The following is a 20,325-nucleotide window of genomic DNA, read 5'->3' as shown; positions in this document are numbered from 1 at the left end:
GATGAACACAACTCTCAATTATCTCCCCCATGAAATACTATCAGGCTGGGGAAGAACCCATTCATTATGAAAGAAATAATCCCATTCTATGGTGGTAAGATCAAGTTTTGGGTCTATGAGAAAAGCAGCTTTTCTGCCGTTTAAACTCACTTTTACTCGGGCGTAAATCTCGATAGGAATATCTTTTTCAGCGTATTCTTTTTTCAGTCTTTGTGTAAATTGGTAAATACCATCGGGTTTTAAAAGATTACGCCTTTGTTTAGTTGTAAGATACTCGTCCAGTTTGACGTATTCAGTTTTACCTGTGTTGAGGTTTTTAATTTTAAAGCTGGCAAAGCCGCCTTTTGAGCGTAGCATCATCCTCCAACTTAATTTGTGCCCTTCTTCTGTCCAGAAGACGTTACCCTCGATGAAATGATGCCTTACAGGCAGAATGAGCTGAACTGTAAACCAGATCGCGAAAAATGTTTTAAGCAGAGGCGCCAAATGAGGAGTCTTTACTTCAGCATCCTCATAAAAGGCTTTTGACTTTAGAAATTTTCTATGGATGTATTCCTTTGGAAAGAAAAACACGGTAAATGCTAACGACATATACGGGAAAATCCCAATTTGAAAAACGATACTATTGAAAAGATGAAAGAAAATACTAGCTATGAACATAGCTTTTCTGGTACGTTTCCAAAGCAATAGCGGTACAACAAGCAAGTCGAATAAAATACCAAAAATGCAAATGCTCATGTGCACCCAGGGTTCCTGGAGCAGGTCGCCTATGAGCCAATAATGGGCTCTTCCTTTCATGAGTAGTTCAGGAAATGTCCCGTCCAGCCAGTCCGGGTATAATTTTGCGAGACTCGCATAGGTGTAAACAATCCAAATCTGACCAATAATAAAGAGCACAACCCAATTGGGCATGCTGATGCTTTTGAGCTCAGGATTCTTTTTTGCATCTATAGAAAAGTAGTTATGCGCAGGAACAATACACATAAAAATCAACAAAAGTATAAGCAGGTAGTAATGGTTGTTGTAGGAGGTTTTTTGCATGAAATACACGCATGACCAGAGCAAGGTGTAAGCAATAATGCTAAATCGGTATTTGAACCCTAACATCACAAAGATGCCAAACAAGCCCATCAATCCAAAGTAGAAATACATTCCAGGACCAGGAAGGGGCTGAAGGAAATCAAAACCAATAAAATTGAAAGTAAACTGAGGCTCTACAAGCGTTCGCCTTACCCAACCTGTGGCAATAGCTCCCCAGGCCTCCAGAGCAATAAGCAAACCGAAAAAAATTCTAAACACAATAAGTGGAGAATTATCAACCTGCTTAAAGAGGAGCCTATTCATTGTTCAGTACTTTAATGTAATTCCTGGCAAAAACTTCATCTGCTTTCATGGCTTTGATCAAAGCTTCCAAACCATCAAATTTCACCTCGCTTCGTATACGTTTCAAAAGTTGAATGTGGAGATGTTTGCCATAAAGGTCCATGTCCAAATCAAAGAAGTAGGTTTCTATGCTACGCTCCTGACCGCCAACTGTGGGGTTGGTGCCGATATTCATCATTCCAAATCTTTTGTCACCGTCTATAACCGAAGCCACTACATAAACTCCTTCTTTAGGAATTAGTTTATAAGATTCTTCAATTTTGAGGTTGGCAGTGGGGTAGCCCATGTTTTTACCAAGGCCTTTTCCACGTATCACTTCTCCCGAAAGAAAGAAAGGACGAGTGAGGTATTCGTTGGCTTTTTCAAGATCGCCTTCTTCTAAGGAGCGCCGAATTTTAGTAGAACTCACCGCCACATCTTCTATGTCTTGCTTGGAAATCTCATCCACTTCAAAGCCGAATTCCTTTCCAAATGCCTTTAAATCGTCAATATCTGCTGTTCTGTTTCTGCCGAAATGATGATCGTAACCAATGACTATTTTTTTAGCATTGAGTCCTTTTACCAAAATGTCTTCAACATATTCTCTAGCGGTAAGCCTGGAAAATTCAATCGTAAACGGATGAACAATAAGATGCTCGAGCCCCGTTTCTTTCAAAATGATTTTTCTTTCTTCTATGGTATTGATCAGCTTTAAATCTGCACTTTGCTGAAGGACCATTCTTGGGTGAGGATAGAAGGTAAGGAGCGCTGTCTGCAGATTCTCTTTTTGTGCAGAATCGACCAGGCGCTGTATGATTTTTCTGTGACCGAGGTGAACCCCGTCAAAAGTCCCAATCGTAACTACTGTTGGGATGGATGCGTCAAATTCTGAAACCTTATTGTAAATCTTCACGTGTGTCTATTTTCCGTTAAAGCTGTTCATGGTATTGTGAATCCCAGCTGTTCCAAATGAAAGAATCAATTCTGATGACGTTTCCAGGCGTTCTTTTAGCTTGTCTTGTTCTTCTGAAGTCCATTCGCTAAGCACATAGTCTACTTGATTTCCTTTCGAAAACTCATCACTTATGCCAAAACGAAACCTCGGGTAGGTTGTGGTTTGTAATAAATCCTGAATGCTCTTTAAGCCGTTATGCCCGCCATCGCTGCCTTTTGCTTTCAGCCTTAAAGTTCCAAAGCTTAAATTGAGATCATCTGTGATTACCATTAAATTTCCAATGGCTATTTTTTCTTTGTCCAGCCAATAGCGCACTGCTTTGCCGCTTAGGTTCATAAATGTGCTGGGTTTGATAAGGACAAATTTCCTACCTTTAAAATTGAACTCCGCTTTGTCGGCGTAGCGATCGGCTTCAAAAGTAATCTCTCTTTTTTCAGCTAAAGTATCCAAGATCTTAAATCCAATGTTGTGTCTCGTATTTTCATACTTAGGGCCCGGATTACCGAGTCCAACAATCAAAAACTTCTTCATAGGGTCAACGTCTTCTGTTGTTTTGTTTTTGGATAAAAGTTTAGCAAAAAAAGCTCTCATCTAGATTTTTTGTAAAAATAAAAAAGCATCCTGAAAAACAGGATGCTTTAAGTAAATTATAAATCCGGGATTTATTCTTTGCTTTCTTCAGCAGCATCATCGCCACCTTCAGCAGAGCTTTCTGCTCCTTCTTCACCTTCTGTTGCTTCGTCGTCATCTTCGTCTTCGTCAACACCGATGAGTGAAACGTTTCTAGAAGTTCTTACCTGACAGATAACAGTGTTGTCTGGGTGCATGATTTTGTAATCTTCGCTAGCAACTGCAGTAACGTAAAGTTTTTGTCCAATTTTAAGAGGAGTTACGTTAGCAACGATATAATCTGGAAGATTTTTGGCCAGACCTCTTACAGTCATACGTCTTAAGTTAAACCTTAAAACACCACCATTTTTCACACCTTTAGGAACACCTTCAGAGTGAACAGGAATTTCCATAGTAATTTCTTGCCCTTCGTGGAATTCGTAGAAATCAATGTGCAGAATTTCATCTGTCACAGGGTGGAATTGAATGTCTTGAAGTACAGCATTGGTTTTGTTACCCTCAAGGTCAACAATTACCGTGTGTACATCGGGAGTGTAAATCAACTTGTTGAAAGACACTTCTGGCGCAGAAAAATGCACGATATTATCCCCCCCGTAAATAACGCAAGGGACCTCTCCAGCATTACGTAAGGCTTTCGTAGCTTTCTTGCCTACGCTTTCTCTTTTAGATCCTTTGATCGTAATCGATTTCATAAAAAAAATTAAATTAAATTAAACTACATTAAAAACTTACTGCTTATAGACTTGTTGTAATGGACGGCTTTCATCACATCTGCAAACAAATCTGCACAGCTTAGTACTTTTATTTTTGGACTGTCTTTTTTCAACGGAATACTATCCGTAACAATCAATTCTTCAAGTTTGGAATCCTCTAGCTTTTCGTAAGCATTGCCAGATAAAACGGGGTGCGAACAAATCGCTCTCACACTTTTGGCGCCTCTTTCCATCATCAGGTTGGCGGCGTGCGTCAAGGTTCCTGCCGTATCTACCATATCATCTGCTAAAACCACATTTTTGCCAGTCACATCCCCAATCAATTCCATATGTGAAATTTTATTGGCTTTAGCTCTTTGCTTGTAGCAAATCACCACATCACTTTCCAGAAATTTAGAGTAGGCATAAGCTCTCTTGGAGCCACCCATATCTGGAGAAGCAACCGTAAGATCGTCTAGCTTGAGGCTTCTTAAATATGGTAAAAACACCGTAGACGCATACAAATGGTCCACAGGTTTTTCAAAAAAGCCCTGGATTTGGTCGGCGTGCAGATCCATAGTGATGATTCTTGTAGCACCAGCCGTTTCCAGCATTTTGGCTACCATTTTGGCAGCGATAGGAACTCTAGGTTTATCTTTTCTGTCCTGCCTGGCCCAGCCAAAATAAGGCATTACTGCCGTTATGTGTCTGGCCGATGAACGCTTGGCAGCATCGAGCATCAATAGCATTTCCATCAAATTGTCTGCATTTGGAAACGTAGAACCGATGATAAATACACGCGAACCTCGAACGCTTTCTTCGAAAGAGGGTTGAAACTCGCCGTCACTAAAATGCATGGTATTCACACTACCAAGTGGAATTCCATAAGATTTTGCAATCGACTCTGCTAACACAGTGCTTTGAGAACAAGCAAAAATTTTCGCGACTTTTTCTACGTCTGCCATAACTGTTTGACCTTTTGAGGGATATTGGATTTATGGATTGCAAATTTAGATAAATAATTGAAGTTGGATATAAATAAGCGTACTATTTTATGTAAGGAAAGAAATATTTTTATATTTTTGCACTTCCAAAATGCCTAGGTGGCGGAATTGGTAGACGCGCTGGATTCAAAACCCAGTATCTTACGATGTGCGGGTTCGATTCCCGCCCTAGGTACAAAGCCTTCCTTTCGGGAGGCTTTTTTATTTTGATGCAACACCAACTACAAGAGAGTTTCGACCTGCCTGCGTTCCTTGGAAGGCAGGTTCCCGTCCTAGGTACAAAGCTCTCGAATTTTTTCGAGGGCTTTGTAATTACAACCTGAAGTTGTATTTTCCTTTTTATTTTTCAATGACCTACTTTGTATATGCTTTAGCCAGTCTAGGACATAATTATATTTATGTAGGACTAACCTCGAATGTTATTGAAAGGTGTCAAACTCATCAAAAAGGTTTAAATAAAACTACTCGACCTTACGCCCCTTTCTTGTTGATTTATACTGAAGAATGTACTGATAGGAAAGAAGCTAGAATAAGAGAAAAATACTGGAAGGGGGGAAGTGGCAAAAAGAAATTGAAAGCTATGAGAGATTTGTTATTATGAGGGTTCGACCTGCCTGCGTTCCTTGGAAGGCAGGTTCCCGCCCTAGGTACAAAGCCTTCCTTTCGGGAGGCTTTTTTATTTTCAGGATTTTCCTTTTTCTTTTTTTTTGATTTTGCTCACGTTAACTTTTATACCTCGCGATACATTGCTTAAGGCCTTTCATTAGCTTTCAATATCCAGCTTGGTGAGGAATATGTACTAATGAAGTTGAAGAGAATGTTTTAAGCCTGAAGATTAAGCTGAAAAAGAGAATACATATCTAGGTTTAGTTTTAATTTTAAAAACTATACTTTTAACGATGTAAGCAGAAAATGAACTATGCGTAGTCCAAAAGATTTAGAAAAATTAGCAGTTGAAAAATATCTAAATGCATCCAATCAATCCTTTGAAATTGAAGAATTTGAATCTCCTGATTTTATTTTAAAAGGAAAAGGGAATAAAATCGGATGTGAAGTAACTGAATTCTATCCTGATTACGCTTCAAAAGGATCAAGTTTACGAGAGCGAGAGAGTTTTTTAAATGAATTACATCAAAAAATAAGAGTAAAATTATTTGAACAATTTCCTCGAGGTTTTTTATTTTCAATTAATTACAAATCTATAGCTTCCAAAAGAACTTCTATTGATTCAGAAGTGAATACAGTTAGTTTAAATTTAAGTGAACATATTGAGTCTGAACAAATAGATGAACCTTCTGTAAATATTAGACGAATATTTATTAAAAAAATTGGAGATTTTAATACTAAAATATCATCTTTTATCGCTTCAGATTTCACTCCGCCTATAGTTGAATGGTTTATACCTATAATAAAAGTTAAAACAGAAAAAATACAAAAATGGAATGATACATATGACCAAAAATGGCTTTTAATTTCAACTGGATTATCAAGTTCAGGTGATGTATCGCTAAGGCACATTAAGGATACTGAGAAATTAAAATCAGCATATTGGGATAAAATCATAATTATCGATATCATTTTTGCCGATTACGTTGAAATTAACTCACACTCTAGTTAATAAACTTCATTAATTGAGATTAGTACAAATATCCCAAATACTAAATATTTCTACAGGACCGAAAACCTCCAACTTTTATACATCCTATAACAGGCTTTTCGACTTTATCATCCTAGTTTAGTACTTAAAATTTGACGTATGAAAGCTATAGGATTTAAAGAAAATTTAGACATAGAAAATAAGGCAGCACTTCAGGATATTGAAGTGTCAAAACCCAAAGCTAAAGGCAGAGATCTTTTGGTAGAAGTGAAAGCTATATCTGTAAATCCAGTCGACACTAAAATCAGAAAAAACAGAAAGCTTAGCCATGGAGAACACGAAATTATAGGCTGGGATGCAGCTGGTATCGTAAAACAAGTCGGTGAGGAAGTGTCACTATTTAATGTTGGGGATGAGGTTTGGTATGCTGGTGACCTCAAAAGACAGGGAAGTAATGCAGAGTTTCAATTGGTGGATGAGCGCATTGTAGGTAAAAAACCAACCCAACTTTCCTTCGCCGATGCCGCCGCTATGCCTTTAACTTCTTTAACGGCCTGGGAAATGCTTTTTGATCGAGTACAGGTAGACAAGCAAGATGCCAGTAAATCCATTTTGATTGTCGGTGCTGCTGGTGGAGTAGGGTCGATTATGGTTCAACTGGCAAAAAAGCTAACCAAGTTGAAAGTGATTGGAACCGCCTCTCGAGACGTCACCAAAAACTGGCTTAAAGATCTGGGAGCCGATATGGTGATTGACCATAGCAACAAATTAAGCGAAGAATTTAAAAAAGAAGGACTTTCCGATCCAGATTATGTGATCGGTATTAATGCAACAGGAGAGCATTTTGATGAAATTGTGAAAGTTATCAATCCTCAGGGAAAATTTGGATTTATAGACGATCCTAAAGTAGTGGACGCTACGGCATTCAAACCCAAATCAGTGTCTATTCATTATGAATTGATGTTTACCAGGTCTTTATTCCAAACTCCAGATATGATCGAACAGCATCATATTCTGAATAAAGTGTCAGAATTAGTCGATGATGGAACGCTCAAAACCACCAAGGGAGAACATTTTGGAGTGATAACTGCAGAAAATCTGAGAAAGGCCCATCAATTGCTTGAATCTGGAAAATCTAAAGGTAAAATTGTGTTGGAAGGGTTTTAGGGAAAATAAAATGAGAAGTTTAATTCTCTTATTTTAGCACTAGATTCTAATCGAAAAATTAAGTGAACCTAATCGATATCCATAGCTTTAAGTCTACAGTAATTAGACTTACCCTATTATTTTGGATTCTTTTTAAAGCTATGTCCTTTAATTTATGGTTATCCTGGGAGCGTACTTTTCCGGAACTTCCTGTCCTTGATTTTCTGAGTCATATCCCTGATCAATTATCAGATTCAATTGCAATCCTGAGTGTCTTAGCTTTGATCGGTGCCCTCATAAAACCAACAAAAGGTTTTTTAATTGTTGTACTCGCCTTGGAGATTTTTCTAATGAGTCTGGATCAGATGCGGTGGCAACCTACACTTTTCCAGTTTTTGATCACATTAAGTATATGCGTCCTCAAACCCAAAGCATTCAAATCCTATTTTTTCTTATTGCTTTCAGCAACTTATGTATTCAGTGGACTGCATAAATTGAATTTGGGTTACGTCAACTTTATGTGGGGTAAGTTTTTTCTCATTGACTATCTTGGAGTCCCCCCAGAAATCGCCTATCATCGGTTAGTAAAGTCTGCAGGGCTGGTTTTACCTCTCATTGAAATTTTTGCAGGTCTGCTTATATGGACGAGGTATAGAAAGCTTGGCTGGAGACTTTTGATAATAATGCATCTTCTTCTATTATGGGCTCTGGGTCCACTGGGGATAAATTTTAATTCTATCATCTGGCCATGGAATGTGCTAATGATCTTTTTCGCAATTTTATTTATAAAAGAACATGCATTCAGGGTTAATGTAAGACATTTCATGAATTTGAAAGGTGCTTTTTATTTACTGTTCTTAGTGCTATTACCAGTCTTAAGTTTTTTTGGTAAGTATTCACCTTTTACTTCTTTCAGCTTATATAGTGGAAATTCAGATTACTTGTATTTGAATTCAAATTGTTTGTCCGCTAATGCAACCTCGTTCAAATCAATGGAATTTGAAGACAATACTTATATAAGTATCTTCGACTGGTCCATGGAAGAACTCAACGTTCCAATGGTTCCTTACTTGCCAGTTTTTAAGGAGTTTAAGTTTTATTATAATGAAAAATGTTCTGGAGAATCTAAATATAAGATTAGATCTTATCCTTATAAACTCGAGGATAGCTTTGAGTTTTAAGACGAATTCGAATTTATTTTGTGATATACAGCACATAACTTTAGTTCTATTTTAATACCTAAACCAAAACCTATCCTTTAAGTTTGATCTTATTCAACCTTAACAGCTTCGTTTTTTCGAACTAAAACTTAATATCATGTCAACTATAAAAACCATCAACTTAAAAAATAGACCTCAGGGTAAGCCACAACTTTCAGACTTCGACTTTACAACAGCCGAGGTAGCAGAACTAAAGGAAGGGGAAGTTTTGCTAAAAACAACCTATGTTTCTGTAGATCCTTATCTCCGAGGCAGGATGGTAGATGCAGAGTCTTATATTGAACCTTTTGAACTTAACAAACCTATCGTTTCTGGTTGTGTTGCAGAGGTTTTGGAGTCCAAGGATTCTGCCTTAAGTGCCGGAGATTTTGTGACAGGTTTGCTCGAGTGGAAAGAGCAACAAGTGACTAAAGCGGAACAGCTGAAAAAAGTAGACCCTAACCAAGCACCACTTTCTGCTTACCTGGGTGTTCTTGGAGCTACTGGGCTTACAGCTTACTTTGGACTCACCGATATAGGCAAGCCTAATAAAGGCGAAACCCTTTTGGTCTCTGGTGCTGCAGGAGCAGTTGGAACTGTGGTGGGGCAAATCGGTAAAATTCTGGGGCTACGCATCGTGGGTATTGCTGGTACCGATGAAAAGATAGAGATGATCAAGTCTGAATTTGGGTATGACGAAGGCATCAATTATAAAACCACCGGCAATATGAAAGAAGCTATTGCCAAAGCCTGTCCTGATGGAGTAGACATTTATTATGACAACGTAGGCGGGGAAATTTCTGAAGCAGCACTTTTCAATATCAATAAATTTTCACGGACGGTAGTTTGTGGTGCGATTTCAGTCTACAACGCAACCGAAATGCCAAAAAGTATAAGCGTTCAGCCTTTTTTGATCAAAAAAAGCTCATCGATGCAGGGCTTTGTTATTTTTGATTATAAAGACAGGCATCCAGAGGGTATCCAACAATTAGCAACCTGGTTGAAGGAAGGTAAGCTTCAATACGAAGAAACTATTCAGGAAGGCTTTGACAACATACCTCAGGCGTTCTTAGATCTTTTTGAAGGAAAAAATAAAGGAAAGATGCTGGTGAAGGTTTAATAATTATGAATTTCAAATTTATGATTTCAAATTTCTGAGCTTATTCAGAAAAATTTAATTTTTGACCAGTTGACCAGTTGACCAGTTGACCAGTTGACCAGTTGACCAGTTGACCAGTTGACCAGTTGACCAGTTGACCAGTTGACCAGTTGACCAGTTGACCAGTTGACCAGTTGACCAGTTGACCAGTAAATGGAAAATTTGAAATTGATTTCACTGAAACAATTTCGTTTCAACACGTCTGCAGTAAGGATTTGTTTTCTGAGCATACTCAAAACCTAAATCCCACCAGGCTTTCATTTGTTTAGGATCAAAAATTAATGAATTTTTGGTTAGCATTTCCGGGGGGTGGTAGAAATTCAGGTCAACATGCTCGTGCTTGCTTCTCAATTTACCCAAGGTAAGATCGTTCCGGATAATTTGGTCCAAAAGAAAATCAAATACACGAGTTGTAAGGTCCAGAACATTTTTTACAGGTTGTTTCTGAATCTGATGTTCGGTCTTAAGTACAATGACGTCCACCTCAGAAGCTCCGCGGTTGATGGCTTCAGAAATAGGGACAATATTGCTTAAGCCACCATCTCCATAGTCATAATTATTTTTAGTCATCAGACTCATAAAGGGAATTACATTGGCAGACGCCCAAATCCAATCGCAGAATTCCTCTCTGCTAAAATCTTTTAGGGATTTATATTCCACGCTTCCAAGGCTTATGTTGGATACTGTAACTACTACATCAACCTCTTGAAGCCTCATCTTTTCAAAAAACTCGGGAGTTACAGCATCTGTAATCAACTTTTTTAAAGCTTTACTTTCTCCAAAAGTTTTAGAGCCTTTCAAAAATCCTAGCAATATGTTGAAATGATTAATTTTGATTTCAAACTCATTGTCTTTCCTTTTGATGATAAAAGGATTTCGACTAAAAATGGACTGCTGAGTGACGGTGGTATAAATCTCTTTAAGTTTTGAAATTTCACCAATAGACAATAGAGGGACGAGAAGGCTTCCTGTGGAAGTTCCTAAGAATAAATCGTACTCATTTTTACATTCAGAAATGAGGTATTCTGCTATACCTCCAGCAAATGCTCCTTTACTACCACCTCCAGAAATGACTAACGCCCTCATTATTTTTCAATTGAATTCATTTCAGAAAAATATATAAAAAAAGCCTATTTCCACATTGAAATAGGCTTTTTCCAATCAAAACAAAATCAAATTACATTTGGTCACTAAAGAATATAGAGTTGAGGAAGAGTTTGAAAGTTCCCAGCCAAAATGCTCTAAAATTGGTGTTATCTGTAAAAACCATCACATGACCTCTGCCATATCGGTTGTGTTTAAAAGGAACGGTGCCCTTTATGAGTTCAAGGTTTTCTTTATTGATGTAACCACTCAATAGGGGGGAATCCGTGTATTGAATTGGATTGTTGAAACTCAGTTTATCCGCCTCCAGCATCATATTGGAGTTTCTGAAAATCGCCAATTCATCGTTATTGTATCCGTATAGCAAAGGATGAGACAAGTCGACCTTAGTATTAAAAATAGCACCTCCTATTCGTTTCGCTCCATAAAATTCACTTCGCTCACCAAAACTGATGTCTTTCGCAACAACTGAGTCATTTTTGGTTTTAAAGTCAATCATTTCTTCATTCTTTAACCAGTTAGCTGTGCTTTTGTAAGCGATGATACTTCCGCCATTTTTCACCCAGTCTTTCAATTTAGTTTTTCCAGATGAATTTAGAGCGTTACCATTAGAACTTGGGATGATAAGATGGGTATAGCTATCCAGGCTTGCTCTGTTGAAGTCTTTGGTGTCGAGTTTTGTCACAGGAATTTCAAACCTATAATCCAGCATGTGCCACATTTCACCGGCATCATAAGACCTTACTCCATCGCCAACTAGCATGGCTATTTTCGGCATTTCCATATGACTCATATTTGGACTTCCAAGATTTATACCTTGAGTCAGTCCCGTTTCCAGAGCAGAAATTTTAACATGATTTTCTTTCTGAAGGGAGTTCAAAATGCTGTAAATCTCATCTGCACTTTTCTCCTGATTTTGAACTGGAATCATGATCGTACCATAATCAAATTCTTCTGTCTGAGATTGAAATGGTTTTTTAGCAACTTTCACCCTGATGTCTTCTTTCATAATTTTATGAAGGACTTTGGCGGAATTGAAATCACTCCACCTCATCGCATAGGCATAAGGGGACTTCTTTAGGTTTGAAGGGGTTTCAAGTTTTGCTTCTGTGATTTTATCTCCTCTGTTTATGGATTTAACTTCTGCAAAATCAACATCAAAAGCATGTCTAAAACTCCAAGCCGACACATCGTAGAATATGCTGTCTTTAAAACTTGTTCGTTCCTCAAACATGGCTTCCACAAGTCTGTGTTGCAATTGGTTTTTTGGTATGATGTAAGACGAATTGGCTTCAAATGCTTTGCCGTCTATAGTTTGGTCTTTATCAAGTTTGTAAAGCTCAATTTGATGTTGATGCAAAACTTTAGCCAGTTCATTAGCTAGCACTGGATCTCCCTTTCTGCCAAACACATAAGCCCCTTTTCCTGCTTTTTTATCTGCATTTCTGTAGAATTGATGCTGAAGACCTAGTATCTCATCTTTCAATTCCAGTGAAGCTTTCAAGGTTGAAAGGGCCGTGGTAAATTGATTTTTGATAGTGAATTGGAAGCTTAACAAACCGTTGTCGGTCAATTGTCCGGAACCTCTAGAACTACCTTGTTCAAAAAGAATTCCTATAGATCCATTGATGTCTGGAAACGTAGAGCCTTTTCCATAGTAGAAATCGTCAAAACTTTCTTTGGAATAATATAGTGAACCAATACTATCTAAAGCTTTGGCATGGTAGTTACCAATTTTTTCAGTTAAATCCTGATTGAGTTGAGGTGTAAGTGGGTTGGTTCGCTCAGGAATTCCAGGCTGGAAGAAAAACGAAGAATTCGAGCCCATTTCATGATGATCTGTAAGGACATTGGGTCTCCAGTTGTAGAAGGTTTTTACTCTCGCCTGACTTTCCAAAAGCTGAAGGGGTAGCCAGTCTCTATTAAGGTCAAACCAGTAATGATTCGTTCTGCCTCCAGGCCATATTTCAGAGAACTCTCTGTCTTGTGGATCTGGATTCAGGTTGGTACTTCTGTTGGTATTGGTCCAGTAGGCAAATCGCTGTAGACCGTCTGGATTGAAACTGGGGTCGAGAAGAATAATTGTGTTTTCCAGCAACTCATCGATTGCTGGGCCTTCTGCAGCAGCCAAATAATAAGCCAAAATTAAAGCAGCATTGGTTCCACTTGGTTCATTACCGTGAACAGAAAAACCTTGGTTAACAACAACTGGCATAGAGCTTAATTCTGATTCTGAAACTTCACCAGAAATGATCTGAAGGTGTTTCTTCCTGATATCTGAAATATTTTTTTGATTTTCTTTTGAAGTCACCGTAAGTAGGAGTAAAGGTCTTTTTTCGTAAGTAAAACCTCTGTTTTCAATACTTATCCTATCTGAAGATTCGGCAATAGCGGTCATGTATTGTACAAGTTTATCGTGCGTAACGTGCCATTCTCCTGGAACATAGCCTAGAACTTCGCTTGGTTTTGGGATGTCTTGATTGTAAGAAACCTCTGTGGGTAGATAATCTTCTAGTGCGATAGATTGAGCTTGCGCAGCTATGCCTAAAAATACTGCAATAGCAAACAATAGATACTTCATAAATCTAAGTTTTTGAATTAACGTTAATGGAACTTAATTTTTAGACCTAAACTATTAAAGAAAGTTAAATTGAAGGGCTGAAAAATTTAATAATACCAAATTTCAGTCTTAAAAGCGAAGTCTGAATACAAAATTAGGTGTAAAGTTCAGTCCTCTTTGTCTGTAAGTCTCTATGTTTTGATTACCATCTAGCCCATAGAATTGATTAAAGATATTTGAATTACCAAAAAGATTCCAAAATGAAATTCCGGTTAAAGCTTGAACATTTTTAAAAAGGGGGAATCTATAAGTAGAAGAAAAATCTACCCTGAAGTAGTCTGAGAGACGCTCTGCATTAGGATCCTGGAAAACAATTTGCTGAAGTAACGGAGGTTGGTTAGCTGAGGGTAATGTTGTTGTGACTCCTGAGTGCCAGTTGAATCCCGTAGAAATTTTTAATCCGTTTTTTTGAAAACTCAACCCAGCAGAAACTACATGTCTCATATCGAGGTTATTTCGAAATGTAGATGGTAGTAATTCTTCAAACTGATAATTGTTTTCTGAAAGACTATAACTCACCCAGCCAGAAATGGGTTCAAAACTTTTATTGATCAATAGATCTACTCCCTTTATCTCATAACTTCCATGGGATTGTATAAAGCGAAATTGATTTTGGAAACCTTGCCCTTGAGTGGTTATGCCATCTACCTTTTTGTAGTAGAAATCTGCGTTGATAAACCAACTTGGTTTGATGTAATTTAGGCCTGTAGATACTTGCTGACTTTGGATCACAGGTCTGTTGTTTGGATTGGAGAGCACCCATCGTCTATTCTCAACTCCAAGAAAATCAGTTTGTAAATCTATACTTTGTGATGTGGTTTGGCTTTTTTGTTCAGCCAGAACTTCAAGAAACAAATCATCCAGGAATTGATAGCTCAAATTGAATCTGGGTTCAATTACCGTTTGGTCAAATTTTGAAAAATGATTTAACCTTCCACCCAGATTTAGATTGAGACGATTATTTTTGGATTGATAATTCAATTGAGAATAAATGCTATTGGTCAAAATTGAATTTTGAGTTTCTCTGAAAAAGCCCGGATTATCAATATTTTCAGAGTTTAGAATCCCAGTTTCATTCAACTGATAACCGCTTTCCATGGCAAAGTTTGTAGAGAGCTGAGTTTGAAAATTTAATCTTACTCCAATTTCTCTTACTTCGTTGATTTGTTCCAAACTTTGATCATCCAGGAGATTGGAATTAACAGAAGTTTGATTATATCTGGAGGTGTAAAACTGAACTTGAGACTTTGTAGAAGTAGACCAGTTTCTTTCGTAATACACCCCTCCGGCAACATTGGTCTGTCCGAGATCACTAGACCTTGTATTAATTCGGTTTCCTTCTACATCAAACCGATTCAAAGAGAATTCGTCACGGGCATAGAAAAAATTAGCTTTCAAATAATCTCTTTTACTGAGCTGATGTTTGTAGTTGAATGTGGCATCGTAAAATGAAAAATCATCATTTTGTTGAGAGGTAGGAGTTTCAAAATTAGTGACCTCTGTATTTTGAAAAACTTTGTCAAAATAACTATTGTATGTAGGACTTTCCCAAATTGAATTTATAGATCTTCTAAATGAAAATTCTACGGATGATGCATTGGTAAGTGGCGCTTCTATAATAGCATCTGTATTTATAAGATTAAGTCCAATACCAGCTTTAAAATGGTCCACGATAGAGTCGCCCGTCTCCATATCTATAAGGCTAGACACACCATCACCATATTTGGAGGAGGTTCCATTTTTAATAAGTGTGACTTTTTGTGCCATGTAGGGGTTGAAAGCAGAAATCATCCCAAAGAAATGAGAAGTATGGTACATTTTGATCCCGTCCCAAAGGAATAAATTTTGATCATGTGTGCCTCCTCTCACATTTAAGTATGAAACACTTTCTTTACGACTGGTAATTCCTGGTAAGGCTTGTAAACTTTGTAGAACATCTGGCTCTACAAGTCCAGGCAAAAGGCCGAACTCTTCGTAATTGATTTCCAGACCTCCTGAGGCGAATTTTTGGATGCCACTCGTCAAAAAGTTGCTTAGAAGGACTTCGTCCAATATTTCAAAAAAAGGTGTAAGTTTTAGATCATAACAATCGAAATCTTGTCTCGTGTCTATGTTAAATTGTTTGTTTACAAAGTCATCAGCGATTACCGTGAAATTTACTTTTTTAGTATTTACAGGGATTTTAAAATATCCCTTTTGATCTGACTGAAATGTAAAATTCTCTGATTTCAAAACTGATTTAGAAATCGGTTTGTTGCTTAGTTCATCTGTAACTGAAATACAGATAGTTTTCAAATAGGGTTTTGGAACCACCAGAATATTGGTTTCCGATTGAATAATGTAATCAAAAGGAGTCTTTTTTTGAAGATGGTTCAGATGTCCTTTTATGGTTTCAAAGGTTTCAGTTCTGTTTACTGCAACGTTATCGATTTGGTCGTCGGCATAAGAAAAAAACACATCATACTCAGTTTCTAAAACCTTTAAGTAAGAAACTAAATTTTCAGGATTTTTGAGGGATTGAGCCCTTAGCTGTTGACTTAAAACAAATCCTAATAAGAGAATGAAGTATAGCTTTGTTAATTTCACTTATTCGTAAGAATGACCTTTTTATCTTTAATGTTGTAGGTCAAATCTAATGGCAAAGTAATAGATTTCAAAGCAATTTCTATGTTAGAATGAGTAAAACTTCCAGTATAAAGTCGCGAAGTGTTAATACTTGAGGTTTCAAAATCAACATCATAATAATTTTCAAACTCTTTTAAAACGTCTTCTAGTGGAGTGCTTTTGAGTATGGTTGAATTTCTGGTCCAGTCTGGAGTTTCAAAATGAGTTTGAGTTTTCTTGACTGAATTACGGGTTAAGACGAGCTGGTCATTTTCTTCAAGAATATGCTGCTTATTATCTATAGTAACACCAACAGAACCTTCAAAACATGTGACTTCAAAACCATAATCTCTCGACTTAACATTGAATTGTGTGCCTAAAACTTCAATAGCTCCATGGGAAGTATTGACCGTAAACTTCTCACCTTTTTTAACTTTAAAAAAAGCTTCGCCTTTTAGCGTTAAGTTCCGGTTTTGGCTCCACTTTTGGGAGTCGTAGCTCACAGAAGAATTCGCACTAAGGTTGATTTCAGATTGATCTGGCAGGTGGATGACTTCAGAAGCAGCAACCTCAGTTGTATAAGTCTCAAGTGCAGTTTCTTTATTTAGTAATTTGACTACAGCAAACACAATAATAAAAACAGCGATAAGCGCTGCAAAAAATCTGGATGTGAAATGCTTAGATGATTTGGATTTGGTTCTAAATTTGAGGTGTTCTAAAGATTCAGCTTCATTGAATTTCGGGGCTTTAAAATGACTTGCCTTTTCTGAAAGTTTGACGTAAGAGGAATAGGCGTCTAGTTTTTTAAACGCCTCTAGCTCTTCAGGACTCAATTCATCATTGAGCCATTTCTTAATTAGTTCTTCCTCTTTCATAGCAATTATTCATTTATATGACAATCTAAAGCTGACATATCCTACCTGCATTGTGTTAAATTCCGTCAACTTCTTTTCTTAGCTGATTTAATGCTGTGTAAATCCTTTTCTCAACAGCCTTTTTGGATATGCCTAAAAGTTCTGCTATTTCTTTATGTTTTTTTCCTTCCACTCTGTTAAGCAGAAATGCGACTCTTTTTTCTTCTGTTAAGTGAGATAAAGCTTTTTGATACTTGTCCAAATATTCTTTTTCTTCCAATACAAACTGAGGATCTTGATGATCTGAATCTTTGTGATTAGACTTTATTTCATAATTTAGAACTACTTTCTTGTGTTTAATCACATTAAGCGTAGTGTTATTTGCCACAGAAAATAAAAAACTCTTAGCCTTTTCGGGAATAATTTTATGACAATTCTCCCAAAGCTTCATAAAGGCCTCTTGAACTTTATCTTTTGGATTGTGCTGTTCTCCAAATTTGTAATAAATAAAATCATGTAAATCTTTAGCGTACCTTTGGTGAAGTTTTGAGAAAATTGACTCTTCGCAGCAATTTTCATATAAAGGTTTGGCTTTTTTCATAAAGGTCAAAAGTATAAAAATAGTTAATTGAGTAGGAGTTTTTTTATTTTAGTTGTTTTATGTTGGAAACAAGGACTTTATGAATAAATTTTACAATTATATATTTTTACTATTTCTATTCGTCTTTGTGGGTTGCTATGAAGATGATTCACAAGTCATTGAATCTCGTGATGCCTTGCACAGGTCATCGGTTTTGACTCCATTGATAAAATCCATCACCCTCCACAATGCAAATTTTGATGATCATATAGATAACACGTCTTGTTTTAGTTTAGTATTTCCTTATGAAGTTAATATAAATTCGAATAGAAGAACTATTTCATCTATACAAGATTTAAATTCGATTGATGAAAATGATCAGGTCCAAATTTTGTTTCCTATATCTATTGTCTTCTTCGATTATACTCAGCACAAAGTGAATACCACTTCAGAATTAAGTTTACTAACTAATTCTTGTGAAGAAAAATTTGATATTGAACACAATCCTTGTTTGAATTTTGATTTCCCAATTGTCATCAAAGAATTTAACGAGCTAGATGGTACTTTCGAAACGCTCAATCTTATCAGTAATGAAGAACTCTTTCAGTATGTAGACAATTTACACGATTCTGACGTTTATGAAATAGATTATCCAATTTTGCTTTTAGACTCTAATTCAGACGGACATGTGATTAATTCTAATTCTGAATTTGAAGAAGCTTTTGAAGCTTCTCTCTCCGGCTGTCAATGATTTTAAGTTAGCTTTAATACTAATTGCAGCCTTAAGTTAAATACTTATTAAATGTACGATCAAAATTAGTTTCAGTTACTGATTCGATGTTATTTCACAAAAAAAATAACCCATGAAAATAATTTCAAAACTTTTACTTTTATCTATGGTTTTAACCATAATCATGTCTTGTTCAGACGATGATGATATCACGGTAGTTGCTCCTGATGGGGATGATACAATAGCACAGATAGTAGAAGAAAATCCAGAATTTTCTAATCTTTTTGCAGCTTTAGAAGCTGCAGATCTTTTAGATGCATTTGCAGGGGAGAATGAGTCAACCTTATTTGCACCATCCAATGCAGCTTTTACTCAATTCCTTGAATTAAACGGTTTTGCTAGTCTTGGCTCTGTCCCGGAAGATGAACTAAGGCAACTTCTTTTAAATCATGTCTTAGAGGGGACAAATCTTGCTGCAGATTTTTCCACAGGATATATCCCTTCCTCAATTGTAGGTTCAGCATCAGAAGAAAATCTGAGTTTATTTGTAAATGCTGACGGTGGAGTTGTTATAAATGGTGTAGCAGAGGTTACCAATGGAGATGTTATCGCTTCTAATGGTGTTATTCACATTGTAAATAATGTCATAGGCATTCCATCTGTTGCTACTCAAGCTGCAGCAAATCCAGAATTCTCATCTTTAGTTAACGCATTAGAATTAGCAGAATCTGAAGATTTAAATTTTATTCAACTTCTTTCTGGTAGCGGAGAAAATTCACCTTATACTGTATTTGCTCCTACCAATGCTGCTTTTGAAAACTTGCTTGGAATATTAGGAGCGGAAAATTTAGATGAACTTGATTCAGAAACTTTAGCAACTGTGCTAAGCTACCACGTAATACCTGGAAATAATGTAAGATCTAGTGATTTGTCAACAGGAATAACAGCAGAAACATTTCAAGGTGAAAGTTTAGAATTTGATTTAAGTGATGGAGCTCAAATTATTGATGCTTCAGGAACAAATGCAAATATTGTTGAAACAGACGTACAAACAAACAACGGTGTTATACATGCAGTAGATAAAGTATTGCTCCCTCAGGAGATTATTGACATGATAGACCCTACTATTACTGGTGTGGCTTCTATGAACAGTGATTTGTCTAGCCTTGTAGAAGCGCTTGAATACACTGGTCTGGATGAAATTCTCGCCAATAGATCTGAAGATTTTACTGTATTTGCACCAACGAATGAAGCTTTTGATACATTTTTAGATGGTGCTGAGGTAACAGAACTTCCTGTAGAAACGGTAGAGCAGGTTTTGTTGAATCACGTGTTGTCTGGAATATCTTTTTCGGACGATTTAGAAACTGACTATACAACCTCCTTAGCAACCTATGGAGAGACTGAAAATAATTTAAGTTTTTATATCAATACAAATGATGGTGTCGTATTAAACGGAATATCGACGGTTACTACGCCAAATGTTGAAGCAGCAAACGGTGTAGTTCATATTGTCGATCGGGTAATAGATTTGCCAACGGTGGTTACTTTTGTAGAAGCTGATCCAAACTTTGAGAGTCTATTGGGAGCACTTACAGATTCTGGACAATCGGCAGAAAATTATGTTGACCTTTTATCAACACCTAATGGTACTGATCCTACACCATTTACGGTATTTGCACCTTCCAATCAAGCTTTTTCAGATTTATTCATAGAACTTGGTGTAACTGGTCTGGATGAAATTGATCCTGCATTATTAACTTCAGCGCTAAATACACATGTAGTTTCAGGATTCAATAGAAGGTCTGAAGATCTTACAGATGGAACCATTAACACCTTAGGGTCGGATATTATTATAAATACCACTGATGCTTCTATTACAGATCCAAGAGGCAGGTTAAGTAGTATTGTATCTTTTGATGTACAGGCTGCGAATGGTGTTGTTCATGCTATAGATACCGTTTTGCTTCCTGAGGAAGAATAAAATAAGGAGTACAGTTTAATCATAAAAAAGTTCAGCAATCGCTGAACTTTTTTTATTGGGGATTTTAAAATTTGAAAAGGCTTAACTGCTTATTTGATGTTAAGC

General features: G+C 36.9%; 18 protein-coding genes and 1 tRNA gene. 8 read left to right on the top strand and 11 right to left on the bottom strand.

Annotation, left to right across the window (positions count from 1 at the left end):
* Positions 1-18: 18 nt before the first annotated feature.
* The 5 genes from LB454_RS06425 to LB454_RS06405 all read right to left on the bottom strand — a co-directional run bounded on the left by LB454_RS06425 (position 19) and on the right by LB454_RS06405 (position 4,604).
* The gene (locus tag LB454_RS06425; protein WP_224463783.1) at positions 19-1,344 is read right to left on the bottom strand and encodes an HTTM domain-containing protein; all 1,326 of its coding nucleotides are present in this window, start codon (positions 1,342-1,344) and stop codon (positions 19-21) included.
* Positions 1,337-2,275, bottom strand: coding sequence for a bifunctional riboflavin kinase/FAD synthetase (locus LB454_RS06420; protein WP_224463782.1), 939 nt, complete (start codon positions 2,273-2,275; stop codon positions 1,337-1,339). Before LB454_RS06420 ends, LB454_RS06425 begins: the two co-directional genes overlap by 8 nt.
* A 6-nt stretch (positions 2,276-2,281) precedes the next feature.
* Positions 2,282-2,908: an aminoacyl-tRNA hydrolase gene (pth, locus tag LB454_RS06415; RefSeq protein WP_224463781.1), complete on the bottom strand. Its 627-nt coding sequence runs from the start codon at positions 2,906-2,908 to the stop codon at positions 2,282-2,284.
* Between the two features lie 71 nt (positions 2,909-2,979).
* The gene (locus tag LB454_RS06410; RefSeq protein ID WP_224463780.1) at positions 2,980-3,639 is read right to left on the bottom strand and encodes a 50S ribosomal protein L25/general stress protein Ctc; all 660 of its coding nucleotides are present in this window, start codon (positions 3,637-3,639) and stop codon (positions 2,980-2,982) included.
* A 23-nt stretch (positions 3,640-3,662) separates the two neighbouring features.
* A complete protein-coding gene (locus LB454_RS06405) occupies positions 3,663-4,604 on the bottom strand; it encodes a ribose-phosphate pyrophosphokinase (RefSeq protein ID WP_224463779.1) in 942 nt (313 codons plus the stop codon).
* Between the two features lie 132 nt (positions 4,605-4,736).
* Here LB454_RS06405 and LB454_RS06400 point away from each other — a divergent pair.
* From LB454_RS06400 to LB454_RS06375, 6 genes are all read left to right on the top strand, one after another.
* A tRNA-Leu gene (locus LB454_RS06400) sits at positions 4,737-4,818 on the top strand.
* 174 nt (positions 4,819-4,992) lie between these two features.
* On the top strand, positions 4,993-5,244 hold the full coding sequence (locus tag LB454_RS14135; protein ID WP_224463778.1) for a GIY-YIG nuclease family protein: 252 nt from the start codon (positions 4,993-4,995) through the stop codon (positions 5,242-5,244).
* Between the two features lie 318 nt (positions 5,245-5,562).
* Positions 5,563-6,261, top strand: a complete 699-nt coding sequence (locus LB454_RS06390) for a hypothetical protein (protein WP_224463777.1) — start codon at positions 5,563-5,565, stop codon at positions 6,259-6,261.
* Between the two features lie 138 nt (positions 6,262-6,399).
* On the top strand, positions 6,400-7,407 hold the full coding sequence (locus tag LB454_RS06385; protein ID WP_224463776.1) for a zinc-binding alcohol dehydrogenase family protein: 1,008 nt from the start codon (positions 6,400-6,402) through the stop codon (positions 7,405-7,407).
* Between the two features lie 140 nt (positions 7,408-7,547).
* Positions 7,548-8,567: a hypothetical protein gene (locus tag LB454_RS06380; RefSeq protein ID WP_224463775.1), complete on the top strand. Its 1,020-nt coding sequence runs from the start codon at positions 7,548-7,550 to the stop codon at positions 8,565-8,567.
* A gap of 136 nt (positions 8,568-8,703) precedes the next feature.
* The gene (locus tag LB454_RS06375; RefSeq protein WP_224463774.1) at positions 8,704-9,705 is read left to right on the top strand and encodes an NADP-dependent oxidoreductase; all 1,002 of its coding nucleotides are present in this window, start codon (positions 8,704-8,706) and stop codon (positions 9,703-9,705) included.
* A 40-nt stretch (positions 9,706-9,745) separates the two neighbouring features.
* Here the strand turns inward: LB454_RS06375 and LB454_RS06370 are convergent, their stop codons facing one another.
* The 6 genes from LB454_RS06370 to LB454_RS06345 form a co-directional block, all read right to left on the bottom strand.
* The gene (locus LB454_RS06370; protein WP_224463773.1) at positions 9,746-9,922 is read right to left on the bottom strand and encodes a hypothetical protein; all 177 of its coding nucleotides are present in this window, start codon (positions 9,920-9,922) and stop codon (positions 9,746-9,748) included.
* Positions 9,919-10,830, bottom strand: a complete 912-nt coding sequence (locus tag LB454_RS06365) for a patatin-like phospholipase family protein (RefSeq protein ID WP_224463772.1) — start codon at positions 10,828-10,830, stop codon at positions 9,919-9,921. The genes LB454_RS06370 and LB454_RS06365 overlap by 4 nt, the downstream gene beginning before the upstream one ends.
* Before the next feature lie 91 nt (positions 10,831-10,921).
* A complete protein-coding gene (locus LB454_RS06360; RefSeq protein ID WP_224463771.1) occupies positions 10,922-13,429 on the bottom strand; it encodes a M14 family metallopeptidase in 2,508 nt (835 codons plus the stop codon).
* Positions 13,430-13,537: 108 nt separating this feature from the next.
* Positions 13,538-16,054, bottom strand: coding sequence for a TonB-dependent receptor plug domain-containing protein (locus LB454_RS06355; protein WP_224463770.1), 2,517 nt, complete (start codon positions 16,052-16,054; stop codon positions 13,538-13,540).
* Positions 16,051-16,947 carry a FecR family protein gene (locus LB454_RS06350; RefSeq protein WP_224463769.1) on the bottom strand — a complete coding sequence of 299 codons (897 nt, stop codon included), beginning with the start codon at positions 16,945-16,947 and terminating at the stop codon, positions 16,051-16,053. The genes LB454_RS06355 and LB454_RS06350 overlap by 4 nt, the downstream gene beginning before the upstream one ends.
* Positions 16,948-17,002: 55 nt before the next feature.
* Positions 17,003-17,527, bottom strand: coding sequence for an RNA polymerase sigma factor (locus LB454_RS06345; protein ID WP_224463768.1), 525 nt, complete (start codon positions 17,525-17,527; stop codon positions 17,003-17,005).
* Between the two features lie 79 nt (positions 17,528-17,606).
* Here LB454_RS06345 and LB454_RS06340 point away from each other — a divergent pair, with 79 nt between their 5' ends.
* Together LB454_RS06340 and LB454_RS06335 are read left to right on the top strand one after the other, a co-directional pair.
* On the top strand, positions 17,607-18,257 hold the full coding sequence (locus LB454_RS06340; protein ID WP_224463767.1) for a hypothetical protein: 651 nt from the start codon (positions 17,607-17,609) through the stop codon (positions 18,255-18,257).
* Positions 18,258-18,369: 112 nt separating this feature from the next.
* Positions 18,370-20,220, top strand: a complete 1,851-nt coding sequence (locus LB454_RS06335; RefSeq protein ID WP_224463766.1) for a fasciclin domain-containing protein — start codon at positions 18,370-18,372, stop codon at positions 20,218-20,220.
* The last annotated feature ends 105 nt before the right edge of the window (positions 20,221-20,325 follow it).

The sequence above is a fragment of the Psychroflexus montanilacus genome (genome assembly GCF_020164535.1).
GTDB lineage: Bacteria > Bacteroidota > Bacteroidia > Flavobacteriales > Flavobacteriaceae > Psychroflexus > Psychroflexus montanilacus.
The sequence above is the reverse complement of the archived record's forward strand: the minus strand, read 5'-3'. Positions and strand labels throughout refer to the sequence as shown.

Bases quoted from the DNA above. Each gene is read 5' to 3' on its own strand.
- LB454_RS06410 (WP_224463780.1), bottom strand. From the start codon at position 3,639: ATGAAATCGATTACGATCAAAGGATCTAAAAGAGAAAGCGTAGGCAAG.
- LB454_RS06350 (WP_224463769.1), bottom strand. From the start codon at position 16,947: ATGAAAGAGGAAGAACTAATTAAGAAATGGCTCAATGATGAATTGAGT.
- pth (WP_224463781.1), bottom strand. From the start codon at position 2,908: ATGAGAGCTTTTTTTGCTAAACTTTTATCCAAAAACAAAACAACAGAA.
- LB454_RS06360 (WP_224463771.1), bottom strand. From the start codon at position 13,429: ATGAAGTATCTATTGTTTGCTATTGCAGTATTTTTAGGCATAGCTGCG.
- LB454_RS14135 (WP_224463778.1), top strand. From the start codon at position 4,993: ATGACCTACTTTGTATATGCTTTAGCCAGTCTAGGACATAATTATATT.
- LB454_RS06375 (WP_224463774.1), top strand. From the start codon at position 8,704: ATGTCAACTATAAAAACCATCAACTTAAAAAATAGACCTCAGGGTAAG.
- LB454_RS06405 (WP_224463779.1), bottom strand. From the start codon at position 4,604: ATGGCAGACGTAGAAAAAGTCGCGAAAATTTTTGCTTGTTCTCAAAGC.
- LB454_RS06365 (WP_224463772.1), bottom strand. From the start codon at position 10,830: ATGAGGGCGTTAGTCATTTCTGGAGGTGGTAGTAAAGGAGCATTTGCT.
- LB454_RS06390 (WP_224463777.1), top strand. From the start codon at position 5,563: ATGCGTAGTCCAAAAGATTTAGAAAAATTAGCAGTTGAAAAATATCTA.
- LB454_RS06425 (WP_224463783.1), bottom strand. From the start codon at position 1,344: ATGAATAGGCTCCTCTTTAAGCAGGTTGATAATTCTCCACTTATTGTG.
- LB454_RS06380 (WP_224463775.1), top strand. From the start codon at position 7,548: ATGTCCTTTAATTTATGGTTATCCTGGGAGCGTACTTTTCCGGAACTT.
- LB454_RS06340 (WP_224463767.1), top strand. From the start codon at position 17,607: ATGAATAAATTTTACAATTATATATTTTTACTATTTCTATTCGTCTTT.
- LB454_RS06385 (WP_224463776.1), top strand. From the start codon at position 6,400: ATGAAAGCTATAGGATTTAAAGAAAATTTAGACATAGAAAATAAGGCA.
- LB454_RS06335 (WP_224463766.1), top strand. From the start codon at position 18,370: ATGAAAATAATTTCAAAACTTTTACTTTTATCTATGGTTTTAACCATA.
- LB454_RS06345 (WP_224463768.1), bottom strand. From the start codon at position 17,527: ATGAAAAAAGCCAAACCTTTATATGAAAATTGCTGCGAAGAGTCAATT.